We start from the raw sequence: 19,604 nt of genomic DNA on the forward strand, positions 1-19,604 counted from the left end.
GTTTATTGTATCGTGCCGACACTAACTCATTGGCCAGGCTGCACCTGCGCATGGGCTGCGGCAAAAGCGGGCAGCGCCTCGCATCGCGCCTCCACCGCCAGCAGGCGTGAAAAGGAGGCTAGATCCACCCCAAAACGACGGGCGGAATAAAGCTGCGGGATCAAACAGCAATCTGCCATGCCCGGCGCATTGCCATAGGCAAAACCGTCGCCGTGGCGCGTCACCATGGCTTCCAGCGCGACGAGCCCTTGAGTGATCCACTGTGCTGCCCATGCCGAAAGTTGCGCCTCGCTGGCGACAAACTGATCCCGCAAGGCGCCCAGCACACGCAGATTGTGCAGCGGATGGGTATCACAAGCCACCGCCTGCGCCATGGCCCGCACGATGGACCGCCCACCTGCACCCTGCGGCAGCAAGGGTGGCTTGGGATATATCTCCTCCAGCCATTCGATGATGGCCAGCGATTGTGTCAGAACGAGCCCGCCTGCCTCCAGTGCTGGCACCAGATTTTGCGGGTTGAGGGCGGCAAAGCCATCCCCCTTCTGCTCCCCAAGCCGCAGGTCGCAGGGCAGGCTTTCGTAATCCAGCCCCTTCAGGCCCAGCGCGATCCGCACCCGCCAGGCAGCCCCCGACCGCCAATAGGTGTGCAGCCGCAGTCTCATCCCAGCACCACGCCGCGACACGGACCAAAGCCAATGCTGCGATAGCCCCCCGCCACAGCCCGGGCATGGAGCAAGAGTTCATCACCATCGAGCAGGAAGCTGCGCGTTTCGCCATGGGGCAGCGAAATGGGCACCTTGCCCCCGCTCGACAGTTCCATCAGGCTGCCGGCGCTCTCAGCCGTAGGGCCAGACAGCGTGCCTGTGCCGAGCAAATCGCCCGCGTGCAGGTCGCAACCGTTGGAGGCGTGGTGGGTGACAATCTGCGCGGCGGTCCAATACATGGCCTCGCGCGCGTTGCCATGGGACAGAGCGTGGGGCGGAAGCCCGGCAGCGCGCATGGCGGGCGTGAGGATCGAAGCGCCGATTTCGATCGACAGACCGCCTGCACCCAGCTCAGCCAGATAAGGCAAAGGGGCTGGATCGCCGGAAGGGCGCGGCACCGGCGCGGCGCGGAATGGGGCAAGCGCCTCAACCGTCACCACCCATGGGCTGATGGTGGTGAGGAAATTTTTGGCGAGAAAGGGGCCCAGCGGCTGATACTCCCACGCCTGAATGTCGCGCGCGGACCAATCGTTGAGCAGGCACAGGCCGCCTATCCGATTCCACGCCTGATCAATGGGAATAGTCTCGCCCAGATCGCTGTCGCCCGCGATCCATACCCCCAATTCCAGTTCATAATCCAGCCGCTGGCATGGTGCATGGATGGGCGCCTCAACGGCGGGCGGTTTGATCTGGCCCACAGGCCGGCGCACCGGCGCGCCAGACACGCGCACCGAGGAGGCGCGACCGTGGTAGCCGATGGGCACATGCTTGTAATTGGGCAGCAGGGGATTGTCGGGGCGGAACAGCGCGCCAATGGCGGTGGCATGGTGAATGCCGACGTAAAAATCAGTGTAATCACCAATGCGGAACGGCAGGTGCATCACGCATTCGGCCATGGGGAGCAGCGGCGCGGTGGCGGCATAGGCCGCATCGGTAAGATAGGCAAAGATGGCAAGGCGCAGCGCCCGCCGCTCGGCCACAGGCAGGGCAAACAGCGCGTTGAGCGTGGGTTCGCGCAGGGCCTGGCCGAGATCAAGGGCCGACAGGTCCAGCACCCAATCGCCAATCGCCGTGCCGATGCGCGGGATGCCATCCCCATGGGAGAACACCCCCAGCGGCAGGTTCTGCACCGGAAAGTCGGGATGGGCATCCGCCCCCTCAACCCAGCTCTGCGCTTGAGGGTTATGTGTATGGTCGATCATGCTTCTGGGTCCTGATGCAGCCATGCGGCGTGACGGGGCGCGCGTTTGGTCTGGCTCCATTCCTCCAGCATGGCCGGAGCCAAGGCGCGCAATTCCTCGCGCTGCTCCGCTGTGCCAATATTGCAGGCCAGTTCCAGCCGGTGGCCGTTGGGGTCAAAGAAATAGATCGAGCGGAAAATGCCATGATGGGTGGGGCCGAGCACCTCGATCCCCTGCCCCTCGATATGCGCCTTGGCCGCCAGCAAGGCGTCAAGATCAGCCACCTCGAACGCAATATGCTGCACCCAAATCGGCGTGTTGAGGTCGCGCCCCATGGCGGGTTGCTGCGGCAGTTCGAAAAAGGCCAGCACATTGCCGCCGCCGCAATCGAGAAACACATGCATATAGGGATCATAGGCACCGGTCGACGGCACATGATCCTCGGCAAAAGCGGTGGTGTAGGTCATGCCCAGCACGCGGGCGTACCATTCCACCGTCTCTTTCGCATCGCGGCAGCGATAGGCCACATGGTGGATGCGCTGTAATGGTGGCGCGGTCATTGCGTCGCCTCAGTGCTGAGCACACCGCGGCGGATCTGGTCGCGCTCCATGCTTTCGAACAAGGCTTTGAAATTGCCCTCGCCAAAGCCTTCATCGCGCTTACGCTGGATGAATTCGAAGAAGACCGGGCCGATCTGCGTTTCTGAGAAGATTTGCAGGAGCAGGCGCGGGTCGTTCGCCTGCGTGCTGCCATCCAGCAGGATCCCGCGTTGCTGCAGGGCCTCCACCGGCTCGCCATGGCCGGGCAGGCGCTCGGCCAGCATATCGTAATAGGTGGCAGGCGGCGGCGACATAAAGGGCGTGCCCGCTGCTTGGAGCGCATCCCATGATGCGATCAGGTCATCGCTGGCAAAGGCGATATGCTGGATGCCTTCACCATTATAGGCGCGCAGGAACTCTTCAATCTGCCCCCCGCCTTGCCGCGCTTCCTCGTTCAGCGGGATGCGGATCTTGCCATCGGGCGCGGTCATCGCCTTGCTGGTAAGGCCCGTATATTCGCCCTTGATGTCGAAATAGCGGATCTCGCGGAAGCCAAAGACGCGCTCGTAGAAATCGGCCCAATGCGCCATGCGTCCGCCATAGACGTTATGCGTCAGATGATCGATCGTGTGCAGCCCGGCCCCGACCGGATGGCGGTCCACCCCGGGCAGATAGGTGAAGTCGATGTCATAGATCGACAGATCATCGCCATAGCGGTCGATCAGATAAATGATCGAGCCGCCAATCCCGCGAATGGCCGGCAGGCGCAATTCCATCGGCCCTGTGCGCACCTCTACTGGCTCGGCCCCTCGCTCAAGCGCGATGGTATAGGCAGCGGCAGCGTCCTTCACTCGCCAGCCCATGCCGCAGGCCGATGGCCCATGCTCCGCCGCGAAATAGGCGGCGGGGCTTTTCAGTTCATAATTGGCGATAAGGTTGATGCTGCCCTGCCGCCACAGTTGCACATCTTTGGCGCGATGGTTGGCGATATGGGTAAAGCCCATAGCAGCAAAGGCGGCCTCTAGGATGCCTTTCGTGGGGGCAGAAAACTCCACAAACTCGAACCCGTCGAGGCCCAGAGGATTGGCGAAAAGATCGGCCATAAGTGGAAAGGTCCTTGAAGCAATTTGCACGACACATGAAAGGCTTCAACTTTACGGCATTTGACGCGCAAAGTGCGTGTAAAATGATGCAAAAATAGAACAATGTCGCACAATCCGTGCTATAAATTGACTTTATCTGCACGTTTCATGCATAGGAGATGGGGATGCCGCTGGATGGATTTGACCGTAAGATTCTCGCTGCTTTGCAAGAGAAAGGCGACACTGGCCCCGCTGACCTCGCCCCTATCGTCGGCCTGTCCGCCTCCCAGATTTCGCGCAGGCTTCAGCAACTGCGCAAGGATGGTGTGCTGCGCGCCATCCGCGCGAGCCTCTCGCCCGAAGCTTTGAATATCGGTATTGGAGCCTATGTCATGCTCACCATGACCTCAACCGATCCTGGCGCCGCGCAAGCCTTTCGCGACCAGATCTGCGCCATGGACGAGATACTGGAGTGCCAGATGCTGACAGGTTCGCCCGACATGATCCTCAAGCTCGCGACACGCGATCTCGCCTCACTCAACGATCTGTTGAGCAATCACCTGCTGGCCGCACCTGAAGTGGCCACCGCCCGCACCAGCATCATCCTGCAAGAGGTCAAAAGCACGAGCGCCCAGCCCTTGCGATTTGTGTGAGCCGAGCTAAGGTCTGCGGACATTTATCGTAAAGCAATTCGGAGCGCTGCAAGATTGATCATTGCTCGGTAGCTCTGATCGGTTTTTTCATATCGGGTAGCGATACGCCTGAATGCCTTGAGATTGCAGAAGAGATTTTCGACGAGGTGCCGCCAGCGGTAGGCATGGAAGTCGCAGTCGATCTGCCGTTTGCGGTTCGATTTAGGAGGGATAACGCCCACGGCGCCTCTGTCGTCGAGTTCTGACCGTAGCCAGTCAGCGTCGAAAGCTTTGTCGCCCAGGAACATTTCGAATTCCACGCCTTCGATCAGCGTAAGACCGTATGTCCGCCTCGGTACGTGAGGTGGCTCGCCCTACACTACGTTTCCGGGGGTTACTCGGATTGGCCGAGCCGATCCTCATCGCAGGAGGACGAGCCGTGGACCATCATACAGATGTTTTTGTCGGGATCGATGTTGCAAAGTCAAGCAATGCAGCACCTGTATGCGCGATCCACAGCACCGCATCCACAAACTTGCGGTTATCTGAACCGTAAGCGAAGCCGCGACCCCACCTTGCAGGCCTGAAGTACAACGCAGGGTCTCCGCGCCCTGATGGGCTGGAGGTCGCTAGTGCTTTGATGATGTGATGTGATGATGCTGGCACTAATACCAATGCGCGCTGAGGCTGACTCACGCCGGGGATTCCCAAGCAGATGAAAATCTGATTCGACGTTGCAAGCAGATGGAGGCTTGCGATGGCGGCAGCGATTGGGGTTCGATCCGACTACACATCGTCGGATTTGCGTGGGTTTGCGCGACGAAGTAGCGATGCCGATCAGGTCCGGCGTCTGCTGGCTGTTGCACTGATCCGTAACCGTTGCTCCGGACCCACGGGTGCATGTGCTGTAGTTGGATTGGGGCGTTAGCGGATTTCGACGTTCCGGGAGCCTGCAAGCTTGGCGTGGAGCATTTCCATGAGCTCGGGGACGACCTCCCATGATCGGGCGAGCAGTTCTTCAGCCTGGGGGGTGAGGAGAGCACTGCGATCTTCGTCACTTATCATCGTGGTGCAGTGGCCGAGGATAGCGGTAATGGCGATGCCGATTTCGGGCTGAGCAAAGAACGGCTTCCAGTCGTCCAAGCTGAGTTGCATTCCGACGTAGAAGCCGTCGGCAAAGTCTTCGATCAGCACTTCACCTTCGTCGGTCCGCAAGAAGAGCGGTGCGTAGCGCCGGGGCCCTCCGGAGAGTGTGGCACCGATTTCGTTATAACGCTGGAAAAGCGTGTTGCGCGCGGATGCCTCGATCGTTCCTTCGTCTGCCCACGTGACCCGCTCGCCCAGGATCGGCTTGAGCCAATCTTCTGGCGGGATAAACCGGGGAGAGACAACGAGCGCAGCAAGGTAGCCGTCGATCATCGACAGGCCGGCTGCTGGCGGGTCAAGGCTGGCCAGCCAGTTCGCCAGCTGCTCGCGCGTCAGAACGCGGGCGCGGCGGGGACTAGCCGGGCGCTTCATGCGCGGACGATTGCTCATGCTGCCGAAAGTCCTTGAGCCATGCGCTCGTGCTGCCAGGCCGGTACCCAGTTCCATGCAAGCATGCAGCTGAGTTCGTTGTTCTTCACCTGCCCGGTGACGATGCGGGTCAGCACGTCGTTCAGCCACGTGTAGGGATCAAGGCCATTGAGACGAGCAGTCTGCAAAAGCGAGGCGAGGATTGCCCAGGTCTGGGCACCGCCATCACTTCCTGCAAACAGGCTCGACTTGCGCCCTTGGGCAATGCTTCGCATGCCGCGCTCGACGGTGTTGGTATCGACCTCGAGCCTGCCGTCCTCGATAAAGCGGTTCAGTCCCTGCCAATGCGCGAGCGTGTAGCGCATGGCTTTTGCAAGATTGGACTTTGGCGACAGATGGGGAAGCATCTCGTCGATCTCGGCCTTGATGCGCGCCATCGGCGCGCTGCTCTCGAATTGGCGAACCTGTTGCCGCTCCTGGGCGGTGAGGCCTTTGATGCGTGCTTCGACAGCGTAAACTTCGCCAATCGCAGCGATGATCCGCTCAGCCAGGGGGGAAGGAGACTTGCGCCAGGCATCGACGAATTTGCGACGAGCATGAGCCAGGCAGAATGCCAGATTGATCCTCTCGCGCGTCGGACCGGAGCGAGCCAAGGCCTGATAGGCATCATAGCCGTCCACCTGAATGGTCCCAGTATAGCTGCCAAGCTGCTCGCGTGCCTCGGCATGACCGCGCCCACGGGCATGGACATAGACGACGGCAGGACGAGCGGGTCCCCGCCACGGCCGGTCATCACAGGCGTGAGCCCAGAACTGCGTGTTCTTGACGCGTCTTCGGCCTTTCTCCTGGATTGGCATCCGGGTCTCGTCACAGAAGATCCGGGGCTGGCTGTGAATGTAGGCCAGCAGCATCTGATAGAGTGGTCGTAGCCACCAACTGAGCTTGCGCATCCATCGGCTCGGCGTGGAGCGGTCAAGCACGACGCCTTGACCGGCCAGCATCTGCAGTTGCCGATTAAGCGGAATGGACCAGGCAAACCGCGCGGTCGCCATCCAGGCAAGCGTCGAGGTCGTTACCATGGAGCCCGGGATAGCACGCGCTGGCATTGGTGCCTGGGTCACGCCTTCATGACACTTGCGGCAGCCGTAACGGGGACGGATGGTCCGGATAACCCGAACGATTGCCGGGACCCAGTCGAGCGCTTCGCTGGCATCCTCGCCGATGCGATGCAGTGTGCCCTGACAACAGGAGCATTCCAGGCTTGCAGGTTCGATTAAGGTCTCGATGCGCTCGAGGTGCACCGGCAATGCGCGTTCGCCCCGTTTACGCCGGGCCCTCGCAATGGGCACGACAACCGATCCGGCAGATGCCTCATCATCGTTGGCAGGAGAAGCCGCGTCAGAGGCAACAAGTGGCCCGAAGTCCTGGAGGTCAAGCAGTCCTTGGTCGCCGAACAGGGCGCTGGACCGTTCCGACCGAGTGCCAAAGGCTTGCTGCGCAACGCCTTTGAGAAGAGCGCGCAACTGCTCGTTCTCCGCCTGAAGTGCACGCACCAACGCCGCGAGTTTCTCCGGGTCCCGGGGCAGATCAGTGGCGCTGGAGGACATGCTCCTGCATAGCACAGATGCCTGGCATATCCGAACAAAAAGCCCGGGAATCAGCCATAAATCAGGGGCCTTCGCACCTCGGTAGCCGGCAATCCCGTCCAGTCCAGACCAGACAACAGCGCGGCACATTGCGGACCGCTCAGCACGATCGTTCCGTCCTGGATCGGCGGCCAGCAAAACCGCCCACGGTCCAGAACCTTGGCTGCCATGACGGCCCCTGTTCCATCATGACGGACCAGCCTGATCTTGTCCGCGCTCTTGTTGCGGAATACGAAGACGTCGCCTGCGCATGCCTCGTGGCCGAGAACATGGGTCACCAAGCCCATCAGTCGATTGATGCCGGCTCGAAAGTCGATCGGTCGCGTTGCGACGAAGATCTTCACAGAACCATCGATTGGAATCATCCGCGGATCGCCGCCAACACATTGCGCAGGCTCACGACATCAACGGCTCCGCTAACCCTGACGGTCACGTCGCGGATTATCAGTTCGAGCGCACCGGTTGGGTTTGTCGGCACTACGGTCCTCGGCGCAGGCGAGGTCCCCGTCGATGCCAGTGACACAGGCACGAAGCGCATCTCTTCCACAGCACCGACTGCCCGAGCCTGTCGCCGCCAATAGTGCAGCAATCCCAGCCCCACGCCATTGTCGCGAGCAACCTGCGACACCGTCCTGTCAGGCATGAAGCTCTCAGCGAGAATGCGTTCGCGTTCTTCGTCCGACCAGCGCTCGTAGCGCTTCCGTTCGCCATTTGCACAGATCCGCAAACCTGAGTTTGAACTGTGCGACGCACAGGTCAAATCACCCGTCAAACTGCTATCCAAAGCCACCCGCACCGCTCCCTTGTCAAACGACGAGAGCGTAGACGATCACATCAGCGCCAAAAACGTGGGGCCCGTGCAACGGTTACTCTGAACCAGAACGACCGCGGTCGCCAACTTTGCCGGGAAGCAATCGCTCAACCTTCTCCCACTGCTCATCGCTCAATCCATGTCGATCCAATCCAGCTCTCCCTTCGCCAGTCTTGAATCCGATCTCGCAAAAAAGGGAATCCCCTAAATGTCCACAGGCCTTAATTCACGCCACGAGTTGTGCCGAATGTTCTGACAACGGACTGCCTTCAATCACCCGTTCATCCTACTAACCTCACGCAATCCCGCTGGGTTGCGAACGCTATGGCCAGTTCGGCAAATTCCAGCAATTGCTCCGACTTCATTCATATAACCGCGCAAACGCTCTTCGGTCCGTCGACGCGGCCGCCTGCCAGACTTCAGATCGGCGACCAGCCGCGGGTCTCCAACTGCCAACCTGCCGAAGGTGCTTGGCGACGTCTGGGTTCGCGCCAGATATTCCTCGATCTGCTCCAGAAGCTCCATGGCCGTAGACTCGCTTTACCCTTGCGTTCTTGTTATGTTCTTACTAGGAAGGCTTCCTAGAGTCTAGGATCGATTTTCCTAGGCGCCCGCGATAGGACTGGCAGTCATGGACGACGCACGAAGAGCCCTGGACGAGTTGATCCAGCAACGAGGAGTGAACTATTCCTCGGTTTCGCGCCTGCTGGGGCGCAATGCCGCCTACATCCAGCAGTACATCCGGCGCGGCAGCCCGCGGCAGCTGGACGAGCAGGATCGCTCGGTTCTGGCGCGATTTTTCGGGGTCGATGAGAAAATTCTCGGTGCCCCCGCCCGTCGTTCAGGCCCGGTCGTCGAACTGGTCCATGTGCCTTTGCTCAATGTCGAGGCATCAGCCGGCCACGGCGCGCTCGCGGAGATGGAAGCCAAATCAGCGCAATTCGGCTTCGACGAGAAATGGCTACGCCGACTGACCGCGAGCAAGGCATCGAGCCTGTCGATCATCGCCGTGCATGGCGACTCCATGGAGCCCACCCTTCATGATGGCGACGAAGTGATGGTGGATCTCGGGGACGGCCAGGCGCGCCTGCGAGACGGGATCTATGTCCTGCGGATGGATGACATGCTGAGCGTCAAGCGGATTGCCCTCGAACCGCAGGGCAAGCGCGCCTCGGTTCTGAGCGATAACCCGGCCTATCCGAGCTGGCGCGGTCTCGAGAAGCGGACGCTCAATATCGTCGGGCGGGTTCTCTGGTTCGGACGAGCACTCTAAGGGAGCCACATGATACTCGCCTTGCTTGCCGCCTCTATCGTCGCCTCCGGACAGACATTTACCTGCACACCGACCCACGTCTGGGATGGTGACGGTCCGGTCTGGTGTGCGGAAGGTCCTCACCTTCGGATCGCCGGCATCGCTGCGCGGGAAATGGACGGCACCTGCAGGACCAATCAGCCCTGCCCCGCGGCCTCGGCAATTGAGGCGCGCGATGCGCTGGTACAGCTGATGGGCGGCGCGCGCGGAACGATCTCGACCGGTCATGTGGTGGTAAAGGGCCCGCGACTGACATGTCGCTCCGAGGGGGGCGCAGGCGGAAACAGGACCGCTGCCTGGTGCCAGCTGCCCTCAGGCGCAGATCTGTCATGCGCCATGATCAAGACCGGCACTGTCCTGCGCTGGGATCGCTACTGGAAAGGCCCGGCTTGCCGGTGAACAGCACCACGCATCTGACCGGCATCGTCGAGCGGGCGGCCAACGGGCCGGTGCTGCGAACCGATGGTGGCGGGACTTGGGAACTCGACAACACTCGCCAGGTACGCAAACTTATCGGCTCTCGCGTCGAAGTGGTCGGGGAGCGTTCGGGGTTCAACGGGTTTGTCTGCGAACAGATATGGCCGGCCGATCAGCCTCGTCCGACAGCATTTAAACTCCGCATCGAATTCCTTCTTGCCGCCGCCTTCGTCGCCTATGGCCTCTACGCGACGGTTAGCGCGGTCGTGAGCGCGCTAGGCTGATGCTCAGCGACTGGGAACTCTGGGCCTGCGCCAACCATGTCCTGCAAACACACGGCGATCAGGCACCCGTCCATGTCGCCGATCAGATTGGCGCGCTTGCGCTCGCGGGTGATGCCGCGGGAATTCAGACCTGGCAGGCTATAGCTGCGCGGATCGTCCAGCTGACGTCAGAAACTGCTGACCGGCCGCTCCAATAAGCGGCCACCACCACACTGCATCACTCACCCGATCGGCGACAGATCGCTAGGAAAGAGACAGGATTGCGCGCCTGCGCCGCCATGGCTGTCGCTTTCGATGGTGAAGCCGCGCATGCGTTCGACCAGATGACGAGCGAGATCGACCCTGGCGCTGCGCTGGGCGCGCGGATCATCGGCATTGAGACGAACGAGCGTGTGCTCCGGCGCAACGGCCAGCGCGAATTCGAGGTGCGTGAGAAGGATATCGTCGGAGATTCGTGGCATGGGCCGATGAGAACAAATAAAGAACTTCTCGTCAACCGGCAGTGTGCGGACGCATGGGGACAGCAGGTCGCTAGATGCCGATCTCGAATGGCTTGGTGATCGAACGGTCAAGCTCTGGCGGCTTGCGTTCCGGCGCAAGATCGACACGATCTTTGGCCTGCCCTTTGGACGCAGCGTCGCGGAGGAGATCGACCGTTTCCAGCGCCGAGCGCTTCATACCGGCATTGCGCTCGACCGCGGCTTCAAGCTTGCCAGCATTGTCGACATAGAGGGTGAGGCCATCGCGCAGCCGGGTGATCGTGACCAGAAACGTCTGCTGGTTGGCCAGATTGCGCTCGCGGCTGTCCATGACCGCAATGCCGCGATCGGAGGTCAGCCCCTGCGCCATATGGGCATTGAGCGCATAGGCGAGATCGAGACGGCGGAGCATCGGGTCGCCCTGCTCCAGCCTGTGCTCTGCGCCCAAGGATGTCTTCACGACGACAGCCTCCTTTTCGACTGCGACAATCCGGGCCTGGTCGGCATTGAGCAGGCCCCGATGGTGATCGGTCTCTGTCCACCGGATCTTGTCGCCGGTGTGAATGTCGAGGGCGCGGACTTCGAAAAGGCGTAGCGGATCTTGCTCACCTTGCGGCCTTATCTGACCGGGACGAAACTCGAACTGGCGGCCGCGCTCATTTTCGAGCGTGACCCGCTCGCGCGCCACATCGGTCCCGACCACCCGGTACTCGCCTGCTGCAAGGCCCTGGCTGCGCTGACGCCGCGCGACCTCGACCACCATGCCGGGGGCATAGGTGCTCGCGTATCGCAGCTCCTCGCGGGTGACATTGACGCGCGACATGGTCTGGAGCCGCATGGTTTCAGGACCGAGTTCCCCGCTCGCTTTAAGGCCCGTCTGCACTGCATCATTCACCGCACTGCGCAGGTTGCGGCCTGAAGCATAGATCGCGGTTGCCTCGCGCGCCGCTGACGAGAGCGACAACCAAGCGGCGGCGGCTTCGACAGCAGCATCGTTCCCCGCCTCGATCACCTGGGGTGCGAGATGGCGCATGGCATCCTCAATGCGCCCTTCTTGCGCTGCCTGTTGGGCTTCACGCAGGCCTTCGCTGCGCGCGCGAAGATTGGTGCTCATCACCGCAGTCTCGATCCCGGCCTGCTGCATCACATCGAACGGCTTACCCGCATCGACGGCACCCAACTGCTTGCGGTCACCGATGCTGGCAAAGCGGCCGAGTTCGAGCAGGTTCGCGAGGCGCACCAGCTTTTCCTTGTCGGCGTTGCCGACCATGGAGGCTTCGTCGAGCAACACGACACTGCCGCGCATATCGGCCCGAGCCTCGGCGAGGCGGTCCGCATCGGCCCCTTCGAGAAGATCGCTGTGCCGCGTGAGAAACCGCGACACCGTCATCGAGGGAATACCCGTATCCCGCTCCAGCATCTGAACCAGCGTGTTTTGCACCGCGAGCCCGAGCACGGCCCTGCCCTCCTCGCGCAGAATGTCCGCAACGGGCTTGAGGACCGTGCTCTTTCCTGCCCCGGCAACGCCCTGAATGGCGACGATGCGGTTGTTCGATCCAAGCAGCAGGCGTCCCGCCCCTTCCTGTCCGGCGTTCAAGGTGAGCCCGTATTTGATCTGGGAGAGTGCCTGCAGGCGGGGCCCGGCAAGGTCGGGAGATACAATCGCCGAAGCGGCGCCGCGCCCGCTTTCGACTCCGGCGATGATGCGCTGCTCAAGGCTGATGGCGTCGCGGGTGGTCAGCAGGTCCCGGTCTGCGCCTCTGCCCTTCTCCAGATATCCCTGACGGAGCAGTTGATCGACGCGATGCTCGACCGCGGCAAGCGATGTGGGGAGCGCAAAGCCAAGTGCGGTGCGGTAGATCTCGGTGCGCGTGAAGGCCGCTTCCCGCTCGCCCAGATGCCGGACAGCCGATGCGACCGCATGAATTGCGGCGACCTGCTCGACACTGCGATTGGTCAGCCGGGCAGGTATCAGAGGATCACCTTCCCGCAGGCCCAAACGCTCGGCAAAGGAAGTTGCGAGGGCGTGAGCATGGCGGACAAGGCCGCGCATCGTTGACCCCAAGCCTGCCACATTACCAAGATCCTGTGCGCTGCGGCCGTTGGCTCTGGCAATGATCGTGGCGGGATCAAAGCCAAGCCTGGCGGACGTTTCCTGCCACTGCTGTGTAAGCGCATCGCGATCCTCGATCCGGCCCTTGTTGGCCCGGGTCATCAAGGTTGCGGCATCAAGGACGCTCGGCCCTGAGAAGTTCATTTGAGCTGCTGCCTCCAGGATCTCTGCGCGCCGGGAACTGAAGGCATCGCGCACGGCCTTGGGCACCCCGACAGCTTCGAAATTGCCGTGCTTTCCGAACTCCCCAACTTCGTAACCGAGCTTCTCCACACCCAGACGAAACCGCGCCATCGTCATGGCATTGAGCAAGGTGTTGTGTTGCCAGAGCTTGTCGTTGCGCAGCGCCCGCCATTTGCCGTCGGCCCCTCTCGTCACATTGGCAATGACGGCATGAAAGTGGGCGTTGGGTTCCTGGTTACGGTTGGTGTCGTGCTGGAACAGCGCGATCGCAAGGTTGCCAGTCTGGACGGCACGCTCCCGGCCGCGAACCTCCATCCGGGTCTCGGCAAGGTTCTTTTCGGCCCAGCGCAGAGTTTCCCGCACAGCTGTGGCGTAGGCGTCGAGGATCCGTTTGTCGCCGCCCACCAGAGCAAGGACCGACCAGCTTTTCGGCATCGAAAAGGTGAGGTCGGTCCCCGCCCGGTGCGCCCTATTGTCACTGCCAACCCGGCTACCATCCGGCAGCATTCCTTTAAGGACTGCCTCGAACTGCCGCGCATCCACGGCCCCAACCAACCCCAAGGCGGCAGCGCCTTTACCCAGCCATTCGCCGGAGCGATCAGCGTCTGCGCGCGTGTAGTAGTTATCGGCAGCAAAGTAATTGGCCGCGCCGCCTGCGGTGCGGACATTGGCTACTGATAGCATCGCTTGTCCCCCGAGGCTGCGGCAATCGGCGGCATGATCACATCTCCATGTCGCCGAGGTCAGGACCCGGGATTGGCGGCGGTTCCTGCTCGCGCAGCCCATCCTCGAGCATCAGCTTGCGCGCTACTGCATCGCTGGGTCTTAAGCTCTTGGGGCCATCCTGCTTGCCCTCTTGCAGCGGATTTGCCTCCGTTGTTCCGGCTCTAGCAGTACCCTTGGGAGTGGCCGGCTGCTCCTGCGTCGGGGTGGTCTCGCCGGTAGGCAGGAGCGGGCGGGCGGAGGGGCCAGCCTTTCTCGGCCTTGCATCAGTTCGGGTTTTCGAAACGTCCCGGTTGGCCCTGCCCGCCTTCTCTTTCCCGGATCGGGCTGTTCGTTCCTGTTGCTTCGCCGTCTTGCCCGATGTGCTTTCAACAGCCCGCTGCAAGTCCTTTGCGGTCGCTTCGGGCTTCTGCCTCGACCCGGATTCCGGCGCATTGTCGAGAGCCAGTTCTCCCTGCTTGGGCACGACCGGCTTCCCTGCCCCGTCGTCGTTGGCCGAGGGATGCTCATTGCCGGCCGATGCAGCGGATGGCTCAGACTGCTCCGCCGACGGCCGGGGCTCAACGACGCTTGCCTTTGGCCCTTCCTTCACTCTTGCGATGAAGGTCTCCGCCCGCTTGGGACGGTCGACGGGAGTGAGCTTGACGGGCGCAGCAGGGAAACCATCGGGGAACTTGATGTACCCGGACAAGCGCGGCAGATTCATGAGCTGGTCGGGCAGCAAGAGCGGTTCAATGTGCTTCCGCGGGGTCAGGCTGACCGCATCACGGGCATTGTTGTACCCGTAGGTATAGCCCTCTTCCATGTCCCGGACCTGGCGATGGCCGATGAAGTCGGAGCACCAGGTTGCCGTTTCGCGATCGGCAGTTCCGAGGATCAGTTTCGTCCGGGCCAGCGATGCCAGCGTCATCGCCATGTTCTCGCCGTAGACTTCTTTGAGCTTGGCATAGGCGTGAAGGCCAAGGACTATCGCGCCGCCGAAATTGCGGGCCGTCTGCAAGCCCTTTTCGAGGGCTGGCAGGCGATGCAATGCGCCCAGTTCATCAACGAAGAACCAGCACTTGAGATCGCGCGTGCGAGGCATCGTCATCAGCGTGTTCATCGCGGTGTCGAGCCAGAGTGTGAGCAGCTGCGCGCAAACACTCATGTCGACATAGCGGGCCGAAATGAACAGGATCGAGCCTTCGTTTCGGGTGCTATCGGCTCCGTCCTCAATCCACTCGCGGACCGAGAAACGAGGACCTGCAGTCGGTAGCAGCTTGAGCGCCTTGGCGTTGACGTTGAAGACGGCCCGGATCGATTCCGCCATGCGCGCGGCTTCCGGCGCGGTCAGCGGATCGGCGATCGTTCCGCGCATCATGGCATGCACGCGCGAGAGATCCGCGGTCATCAGCTCGCGCGCCAGGGCATCATTGGTTGCCCTGCCTTCCGCCACGAGCTTGAGGCAGAATTCGACGAACAGGGCGCGGGCAGCGATCACCCAGAACTGGGCTTCCCCGCCCCCGTCATGGGGTACGAGGGCATCGGCAGCGGCCCAGAATTCGCCTTCGGTGCGGCATTCGTCGAAGAGACTCCACTGGGGGCAGCGCGCATCGAGCGGGTTCAAAATGATATCGCAATGGGCGGCATGGAAGTGCTCGATGAAGGCACCGGTCAGATCGAAAACCACGCAGCGCTGGCACTTGGCCCTTGCCTCCGCAATCATGTCCGAGATCGCCACGGTCTTGCCCATGCCGGTCGTGCCAATGAGCATCGCGTGGCTCTGTTCGAGCCGCCAGGGATAAGCCACCGTGGCGATATGCGATGGCCGGTAGGGAAAGACCCGGGCGATCTCTCGCGGCAGGCTGAGCCGCCACTTCCAGCCCATCGCGGAATCGAGCTCACGGGTGCGCTCGCGCCGGTTGTGGTTTGTCAGTTCATCGACGAGCTCGGGAAGCGTGACCAGCATGGCGCCGCGCTCGTGTTTGCGTTCCTTGGAACGACCACCGAACCGCTCGGCGAACCAGTAGAAGACGGCAAAGGCAGGGACCAGCAGGAGCCCCGATCGCCACAAGGCACTGGTCAGAAGATGTGTCAGCTTCTCCCACGCATGGACAACCGGTGGGTAGTGGTCGAGTTGGGCAATCGGAAACTGAATGGATGCGCCGAAGGCGGTTTCCAGCGTGATACGCTTGGCAGGATCGAACTCCATGAAACCGTAGATGGCGGCATAAATCCGCATCCAGACAAGGTAGACTTCGTGGTCGGTGAGCCCTGCCGAAATGGTCCACCAGGATGTCCATGAGATCACGAGCGCTGCAACGATCAAGGGGCCCTTGAGACCTGCAGCGAACATGAAGCTGAAGTGTCCGAGCAGCTGGCTGCCGCGCGTGAAATTGACGAGGTTACGCTTCATCGGAACCTCCCTCGCCGGTAGCGGTGGTGAGGCCGAGCTCCTTGCATTTGCGCACGTAAGCCTGGTGTGCCCGACCGCGCAAAGCGTGGTCGGGGTGCCCTGCCAGTAGCGCATCCACACCGACCATGAGGAACACCGAGCGGCGGGAAATACGTTCAACGGAAGCGTCGAGCCGGGAGGCAAGATCGTCCTCGGCGCAGGCATTGGCGAGCAAGGCACGCACCCATTCGCTCATGCTGATCCCCTTGGCCTTGGCAGCCTTGCGGATCAGCGAGCTGAGCTCGGCCGAGATGTAAACCTGGAGACAGATTGGCCGTGTCATGCACGGACTCCTTGTGGTCAGGAGCCCGGTTCACACTGCGAAAGGCAGGATCGAAGCTAAGTCAGATTCAAGAACATGTCAAGAACATAGAATTCGGCGAAATTCCGCCATTCGCTGCGCTGCTTGGGTCAAATCCACGTAACTCCCCTCGCCCACGTCATTTTTGACGGAGAAGCTGCCATTCCAGTATCCTCCGCACAAATATCTGTATCTTCGTGGTTTATTTCCCCATTTTCCTGCGACCCGTCGCGTAGGGCGTGCTCAACCGTCCCCAGCTGCGAGGACAGGAACCAGCCATTGATCCTGTAACGGATGATGCGGTCTGTGATGTCGGTTCGGCCGGTCCCTCTGCAGGTTGCCGATGCCTCGGATCCTAATAGGCACAGACAGGATCGATGCCTATGATGCGGGCATTACCCCGGGCAACAAGGAAGCACGGCATGGGCCAGGTCACATTGAGGGCGACACCGAAGGGCAACGGCTTCCAGGCGACAGTCACTTACCCGAACGGGGTGTCGATCAGTTCTTCCGAGGCTTTCCCGACGCAGGCAGAGGCAATCGAGGCCGCAGCGTTGAAGGTCCTGGATATGCCGGAGCGGCTCACCGATCTCGACCGTTCCGATACCCCCGACTGAAGCTTGCGACCCGCCTTCCTGTCCCGGCTGAGAGATGCCAAAACGGTCTGCGAGCAAAAAGAAAGGAGGAAGCCCTGACGGACTTCCTCCCAAACCGGCGGATCAGAATTCATCGCTGAGACGGCCCGGAACCGTGTCGATTACCCGGTCCAGCATGGCCTTCGGCAAGGCGCCATAGTCGCCTTCATCGACCGCGATGTATCCGGCCTCGTCATCGGTCAGGACATACTGCGTGTAGTAGCTGTGAAAGGACCGGGCATGGGCCTGATCCAGTGCGGCAACGAAGGCGGCCTGATCTGCCTTGAGACCGGCATCGGCAATGTTCAGCGAAGCGTACATGATCTTTCCTCCTGATGTTCGATGCGTCGCATCAGGGATTGCGAAAGATGTGGGTGACGGGCTGGGTCAGGGACCGCGTCAGCGGCCGCGAAGCGGCGATGGGGGCAACGATTTTTGCCGGGCTTGCCCGGTAAAAATGGTGGGGCCCCGTCGTCCTTGACGCAGCCCCAAAGCCCGCATCAGACTTGGTCTTTCTGCGAGATAGACCTCTCCAACGTCAGCGGGAAAGCGCTCCAATCGCCCCACAAACCGTTTTCCTACATGCGTCCGGAATGCCAATATCGTCAGCGGAGGGGACCAACGGCCAGCAAGAAGGAAACCCTATGGCCAGGTCCAAACCCACTGCGCGCGATGCGCTGAAGAAGCTGCGTGAACAGCGTGCGAGGCTCGAAAGCGAGGAAGCTCGTCTTCGCGAAGAGGCAGCGACCGAACTCGGCAGGCTGCTGATCGAGTGCGGCGCCGAGACGATCGAACCGGCAAAACTGCGCCAGATCGTGCGTGCATCGATGGCACTCGGGATCGACGAAACGCTGAAGCGGATCGCTGCCGCTTAAGGCCAACCCAGCGGCGGCAAGGGGTTCGATGCCCCGCGCCGCCGCATCGCCCCAGAGCAAAAGAAAAGGCCCCGATGGCATCCGCCACCGGGGCCTTGTCGTGGGGTAAGGACATTCAGTCCTCGTCGATATCGGGAGCGCCCTCGTTGCCGCCCGACCGGCCCTTGGTGAGGAAGTCGACCTTGTCGGCGATGATCTCGCAGCCGTAGCGCTTGGTGCCGCTCTGATCCTCCCACTGGGTGTAGTGGATGCGCCCCTCGACCGTCACGAGCTGGCCTTTGGTGCAGTACTTGGCGACGTTCTGGCCAAGGCCGTTGAAGCAGGTGATCCGGTGAAATTCGCTGTCTTTGGCAGTGTAGCCGTTCTCGTCCTTGTAGGTCTTGCCATCCTTGCGGGCGGGACGGTCGGTCACAACCGAGATCGAGGTGATGCTGGTTCCACCCTGGGTGGTGCGGGTTTCGGGGTCGCGAGCGATGCGGCCAACGAGGATAACGAGATTGGTCACGGGCTTTCTCCTGATCGAGCATTCCGGGTCCATCCCGGCTGCAAACCCGAGCAGAAGCGCCCCGCGGCGAAGCGCACCGAAGGGGAACCCGGAACTGGTCCGGGTGGTGCGGGCAGCCGGGCAAAGCCCGGCAACTCGGCCGGACCTGATCCGGGTTGCGCGTCTCGACGGGGGGTGATTCAGGGACAGGTTTGTATCGAAGCCGGGTGGAGCTGGATGCCGTGGACAGGTTTGCCCTGCCTCGTTTCCCTCCGGTCTTGGCCGGATCATTCCCACATCAGCCCTCCACCGGAGAACCCCTTCCTAGATCACGGTAGCACCGCTCCTCCAGCAGGTAGCCTGGTCCTGGACGCAACTGCTTCGCCGGGGACAGGCGTATCGATCGTCACCCCTTCAGCGCCGTCCAGAGGGTTGCCTCGAAGCATCCAGGCCTGCGGCGTGATCAGGCGCGCCCAGTCAGCAAAGGAGGGGATCGAGCCCAAGTCTTCGCGTACGTGCTGCTCGCCGACCAGACGCACCGGAACAACCCGGCCATCGGCATTCACGAGGGTCTCGCCGAAGATCGCCTCCAGCATGAATATCCCCTCGGCATGGTGCCGCAGCGCGCGATGTCGGGGGTCTGCCAGGATTGCCTTGGACTGGTCGAACCACTAGTGCAGCGGGAGATAGTCATCGACCGTGCCGCCCCATTTCCGGACCGACGAGAGGGCGTGGTAGTAGCAGTGTGCCATGCCGGGTCTCCTAGAGCTCGGTCGAGTGATCATCGGTCGCGGTGAAGCGTAGGCTGCAGTCGAGCACGAAGGTCGCTTCAGCCACATCGATCACGAGTGCGCCGCAGGCACCGTCGTTGATCTCCCAGCCAGGGTGGTGACGTTCGAGCGCCAGATAGGTCAGCTGCTCGAGAGCTTGCCCAAGCGACGGCAGCTGCTCGGAACCGGCACCATCCGCCGTATGTGTTTCGCCTTCCTGCAGCGTAACATCAGGGCACGCGATCGCCGCACCGGCTGCATCGAGGCAGACACATTCTTCGACCGCGCCGCTGTCGCCGCAACCGTCAAAGCGGATCTCGACGCGGGCGATGCCGGCTTCCTTCAAGCGCGGGAGAATGACGGTCTTGAGCTGCTGAATCTCTTCGATCACCTGGGTCTGCCGCTCAGCCTGGCGAACGGCAAAGTCGGCCATCACGGCTTCGATATCGATCATGGAATGCCTCCTGTAGAAAGAAGCCAACAA

General features: G+C 61.7%; 23 protein-coding genes and 1 pseudogene. 7 read left to right on the plus strand and 17 right to left on the minus strand.

Annotation, left to right across the window (positions count from 1 at the left end):
* Positions 1-26 precede the first annotated feature (26 nt).
* The 4 genes from maiA to hppD are packed head-to-tail and all read right to left on the minus strand — an operon-like array spanning position 27 to position 3,527.
* Positions 27-662: a maleylacetoacetate isomerase gene (gene maiA, locus AACH40_RS11895; RefSeq protein ID WP_338642607.1), complete on the minus strand. Its 636-nt coding sequence runs from the start codon at positions 660-662 to the stop codon at positions 27-29.
* Entirely contained in the window at positions 659-1,906 is a 1,248-nt protein-coding gene (gene fahA, locus AACH40_RS11900; RefSeq protein WP_422394907.1) for a fumarylacetoacetase, read from the minus strand. Before fahA ends, maiA begins: the two co-directional genes overlap by 4 nt.
* On the minus strand, positions 1,903-2,445 hold the full coding sequence (locus AACH40_RS11905) for a VOC family protein (RefSeq protein ID WP_338642609.1): 543 nt from the start codon (positions 2,443-2,445) through the stop codon (positions 1,903-1,905). Before AACH40_RS11905 ends, fahA begins: the two co-directional genes overlap by 4 nt.
* Positions 2,442-3,527: a 4-hydroxyphenylpyruvate dioxygenase gene (gene hppD, locus AACH40_RS11910; RefSeq protein ID WP_338642610.1), complete on the minus strand. Its 1,086-nt coding sequence runs from the start codon at positions 3,525-3,527 to the stop codon at positions 2,442-2,444. The genes AACH40_RS11905 and hppD overlap by 4 nt, the downstream gene beginning before the upstream one ends.
* 164 nt (positions 3,528-3,691) lie before the next feature.
* On the opposite strand from hppD, the gene AACH40_RS11915 reads away from it, so the two are divergent.
* A complete protein-coding gene (locus AACH40_RS11915; protein WP_338642611.1) occupies positions 3,692-4,159 on the plus strand; it encodes an Lrp/AsnC family transcriptional regulator in 468 nt (155 codons plus the stop codon).
* A gap of 23 nt (positions 4,160-4,182) precedes the next feature.
* Here AACH40_RS11915 and AACH40_RS11920 read toward each other — a convergent pair whose 3' ends face one another.
* From AACH40_RS11920 to tnpA, 5 genes are all read right to left on the minus strand, one after another.
* Positions 4,183-4,446: a transposase gene (locus tag AACH40_RS11920; RefSeq protein ID WP_338642612.1), complete on the minus strand. Its 264-nt coding sequence runs from the start codon at positions 4,444-4,446 to the stop codon at positions 4,183-4,185.
* A 616-nt stretch (positions 4,447-5,062) separates the two neighbouring features.
* Complete coding sequence (locus tag AACH40_RS11925; protein ID WP_338642613.1) at positions 5,063-5,674, minus strand: UPF0149 family protein; 612 nt, start codon at positions 5,672-5,674, stop codon at positions 5,063-5,065.
* The gene (tnpC, locus tag AACH40_RS11930) at positions 5,671-7,260 is read right to left on the minus strand and encodes an IS66 family transposase (RefSeq protein WP_338642614.1); all 1,590 of its coding nucleotides are present in this window, start codon (positions 7,258-7,260) and stop codon (positions 5,671-5,673) included. Before tnpC ends, AACH40_RS11925 begins: the two co-directional genes overlap by 4 nt.
* A 50-nt stretch (positions 7,261-7,310) precedes the next feature.
* The gene (gene tnpB, locus AACH40_RS11935) at positions 7,311-7,643 is read right to left on the minus strand and encodes an IS66 family insertion sequence element accessory protein TnpB (RefSeq protein ID WP_338642616.1); all 333 of its coding nucleotides are present in this window, start codon (positions 7,641-7,643) and stop codon (positions 7,311-7,313) included.
* Between the two features lie 17 nt (positions 7,644-7,660).
* Positions 7,661-8,089, minus strand: a complete 429-nt coding sequence (gene tnpA / locus AACH40_RS11940) for an IS66-like element accessory protein TnpA (protein ID WP_338642617.1) — start codon at positions 8,087-8,089, stop codon at positions 7,661-7,663.
* Positions 8,090-8,741: 652 nt separating this feature from the next.
* Here tnpA and AACH40_RS11950 point away from each other — a divergent pair.
* The 4 genes from AACH40_RS11950 to AACH40_RS11965 are packed head-to-tail and all read left to right on the plus strand — an operon-like array spanning position 8,742 to position 10,320.
* Positions 8,742-9,383, plus strand: coding sequence for a S24 family peptidase (locus AACH40_RS11950; RefSeq protein WP_096614344.1), 642 nt, complete (start codon positions 8,742-8,744; stop codon positions 9,381-9,383).
* Positions 9,384-9,395: 12 nt separating this feature from the next.
* Positions 9,396-9,821, plus strand: a complete 426-nt coding sequence (locus AACH40_RS11955; protein ID WP_202902866.1) for a thermonuclease family protein — start codon at positions 9,396-9,398, stop codon at positions 9,819-9,821.
* A complete protein-coding gene (locus tag AACH40_RS11960; protein ID WP_338642618.1) occupies positions 9,818-10,123 on the plus strand; it encodes a DUF5818 domain-containing protein in 306 nt (101 codons plus the stop codon). The genes AACH40_RS11955 and AACH40_RS11960 overlap by 4 nt, the downstream gene beginning before the upstream one ends.
* Positions 10,123-10,320 (plus strand): DUF6961 family protein, encoded by a 198-nt coding sequence (locus tag AACH40_RS11965; RefSeq protein ID WP_338642619.1) that lies wholly within the window; start codon positions 10,123-10,125, stop codon positions 10,318-10,320. Before AACH40_RS11960 ends, AACH40_RS11965 begins: the two co-directional genes overlap by 1 nt.
* A 24-nt stretch (positions 10,321-10,344) precedes the next feature.
* Here the strand turns inward: AACH40_RS11965 and AACH40_RS11970 are convergent, their stop codons facing one another.
* The 4 genes from AACH40_RS11970 to AACH40_RS11985 form a co-directional block, all read right to left on the minus strand.
* Positions 10,345-10,584 (minus strand): hypothetical protein, encoded by a 240-nt coding sequence (locus AACH40_RS11970; protein WP_338642620.1) that lies wholly within the window; start codon positions 10,582-10,584, stop codon positions 10,345-10,347.
* A gap of 70 nt (positions 10,585-10,654) precedes the next feature.
* Positions 10,655-13,582, minus strand: coding sequence for a MobF family relaxase (mobF, locus tag AACH40_RS11975; RefSeq protein ID WP_338642621.1), 2,928 nt, complete (start codon positions 13,580-13,582; stop codon positions 10,655-10,657).
* Positions 13,583-13,619: 37 nt separating this feature from the next.
* Complete coding sequence (locus tag AACH40_RS11980) at positions 13,620-16,016, minus strand: type IV secretion system DNA-binding domain-containing protein (protein WP_338642622.1); 2,397 nt, start codon at positions 16,014-16,016, stop codon at positions 13,620-13,622.
* On the minus strand, positions 16,006-16,338 hold the full coding sequence (locus AACH40_RS11985; protein WP_338642623.1) for a hypothetical protein: 333 nt from the start codon (positions 16,336-16,338) through the stop codon (positions 16,006-16,008). Before AACH40_RS11985 ends, AACH40_RS11980 begins: the two co-directional genes overlap by 11 nt.
* Positions 16,339-16,778: 440 nt before the next feature.
* Here AACH40_RS11985 and AACH40_RS11990 point away from each other — a divergent pair, with 440 nt between their 5' ends.
* Entirely contained in the window at positions 16,779-16,973 is a 195-nt protein-coding gene (locus AACH40_RS11990; protein ID WP_338642624.1) for a hypothetical protein, read from the plus strand.
* A gap of 102 nt (positions 16,974-17,075) precedes the next feature.
* Here the strand turns inward: AACH40_RS11990 and AACH40_RS11995 are convergent, their stop codons facing one another.
* A complete protein-coding gene (locus AACH40_RS11995; protein ID WP_066120159.1) occupies positions 17,076-17,312 on the minus strand; it encodes a hypothetical protein in 237 nt (78 codons plus the stop codon).
* A 323-nt stretch (positions 17,313-17,635) separates the two neighbouring features.
* On the opposite strand from AACH40_RS11995, the gene AACH40_RS12000 reads away from it, so the two are divergent.
* Positions 17,636-17,866, plus strand: a complete 231-nt coding sequence (locus AACH40_RS12000; RefSeq protein WP_338642625.1) for a DUF6437 family protein — start codon at positions 17,636-17,638, stop codon at positions 17,864-17,866.
* A gap of 115 nt (positions 17,867-17,981) precedes the next feature.
* On the opposite strand, the gene AACH40_RS12005 is transcribed toward AACH40_RS12000, so the two are convergent.
* The 3 genes and pseudogenes from AACH40_RS12005 to AACH40_RS12015 form a co-directional block, all read right to left on the minus strand.
* A complete protein-coding gene (locus AACH40_RS12005) occupies positions 17,982-18,371 on the minus strand; it encodes a single-stranded DNA-binding protein (RefSeq protein WP_037445600.1) in 390 nt (129 codons plus the stop codon).
* Positions 18,372-18,679: 308 nt separating this feature from the next.
* A pseudogene (locus AACH40_RS12010) lies at positions 18,680-19,102 on the minus strand (DUF6915 family protein).
* A 10-nt stretch (positions 19,103-19,112) separates the two neighbouring features.
* A complete protein-coding gene (locus tag AACH40_RS12015) occupies positions 19,113-19,574 on the minus strand; it encodes a DUF6878 family protein (protein WP_338642626.1) in 462 nt (153 codons plus the stop codon).
* Between the last annotated feature and the right edge of the window lie 30 nt (positions 19,575-19,604).

Origin of the sequence: Novosphingobium olei (assembly GCF_037076535.1) — a bacterium.
GTDB classification, from domain to species: domain Bacteria; phylum Pseudomonadota; class Alphaproteobacteria; order Sphingomonadales; family Sphingomonadaceae; genus Novosphingobium; species Novosphingobium olei.

What these genes read in the sequence shown, in the direction of transcription:
- maiA (WP_338642607.1), bottom strand. Translation starts at nt 662, where the DNA reads ATGAGACTGCGGCTGCACACCTATTGGCGGTCGGGGGCTGCCTGGCGG.
- fahA (WP_422394907.1), bottom strand. Translation starts at nt 1,906, where the DNA reads ATGATCGACCATACACATAACCCTCAAGCGCAGAGCTGGGTTGAGGGG.
- AACH40_RS11905 (WP_338642609.1), bottom strand. Translation starts at nt 2,445, where the DNA reads ATGACCGCGCCACCATTACAGCGCATCCACCATGTGGCCTATCGCTGC.
- hppD (WP_338642610.1), bottom strand. Translation starts at nt 3,527, where the DNA reads ATGGCCGATCTTTTCGCCAATCCTCTGGGCCTCGACGGGTTCGAGTTT.
- AACH40_RS11915 (WP_338642611.1), top strand. Translation starts at nt 3,692, where the DNA reads ATGCCGCTGGATGGATTTGACCGTAAGATTCTCGCTGCTTTGCAAGAG.
- AACH40_RS11920 (WP_338642612.1), bottom strand. Translation starts at nt 4,446, where the DNA reads ATGTTCCTGGGCGACAAAGCTTTCGACGCTGACTGGCTACGGTCAGAA.
- AACH40_RS11925 (WP_338642613.1), bottom strand. Translation starts at nt 5,674, where the DNA reads ATGAGCAATCGTCCGCGCATGAAGCGCCCGGCTAGTCCCCGCCGCGCC.
- tnpC (WP_338642614.1), bottom strand. Translation starts at nt 7,260, where the DNA reads ATGTCCTCCAGCGCCACTGATCTGCCCCGGGACCCGGAGAAACTCGCG.
- AACH40_RS11950 (WP_096614344.1), top strand. Translation starts at nt 8,742, where the DNA reads ATGGACGACGCACGAAGAGCCCTGGACGAGTTGATCCAGCAACGAGGA.
- AACH40_RS11965 (WP_338642619.1), top strand. Translation starts at nt 10,123, where the DNA reads ATGCTCAGCGACTGGGAACTCTGGGCCTGCGCCAACCATGTCCTGCAA.
- AACH40_RS11970 (WP_338642620.1), bottom strand. Translation starts at nt 10,584, where the DNA reads ATGCCACGAATCTCCGACGATATCCTTCTCACGCACCTCGAATTCGCG.
- mobF (WP_338642621.1), bottom strand. Translation starts at nt 13,582, where the DNA reads ATGCTATCAGTAGCCAATGTCCGCACCGCAGGCGGCGCGGCCAATTAC.
- AACH40_RS11980 (WP_338642622.1), bottom strand. Translation starts at nt 16,016, where the DNA reads ATGAAGCGTAACCTCGTCAATTTCACGCGCGGCAGCCAGCTGCTCGGA.
- AACH40_RS11985 (WP_338642623.1), bottom strand. Translation starts at nt 16,338, where the DNA reads ATGACACGGCCAATCTGTCTCCAGGTTTACATCTCGGCCGAGCTCAGC.
- AACH40_RS11990 (WP_338642624.1), top strand. Translation starts at nt 16,779, where the DNA reads ATGGGCCAGGTCACATTGAGGGCGACACCGAAGGGCAACGGCTTCCAG.
- AACH40_RS11995 (WP_066120159.1), bottom strand. Translation starts at nt 17,312, where the DNA reads ATGTACGCTTCGCTGAACATTGCCGATGCCGGTCTCAAGGCAGATCAG.
- AACH40_RS12000 (WP_338642625.1), top strand. Translation starts at nt 17,636, where the DNA reads ATGGCCAGGTCCAAACCCACTGCGCGCGATGCGCTGAAGAAGCTGCGT.
- AACH40_RS12015 (WP_338642626.1), bottom strand. Translation starts at nt 19,574, where the DNA reads ATGATCGATATCGAAGCCGTGATGGCCGACTTTGCCGTTCGCCAGGCT.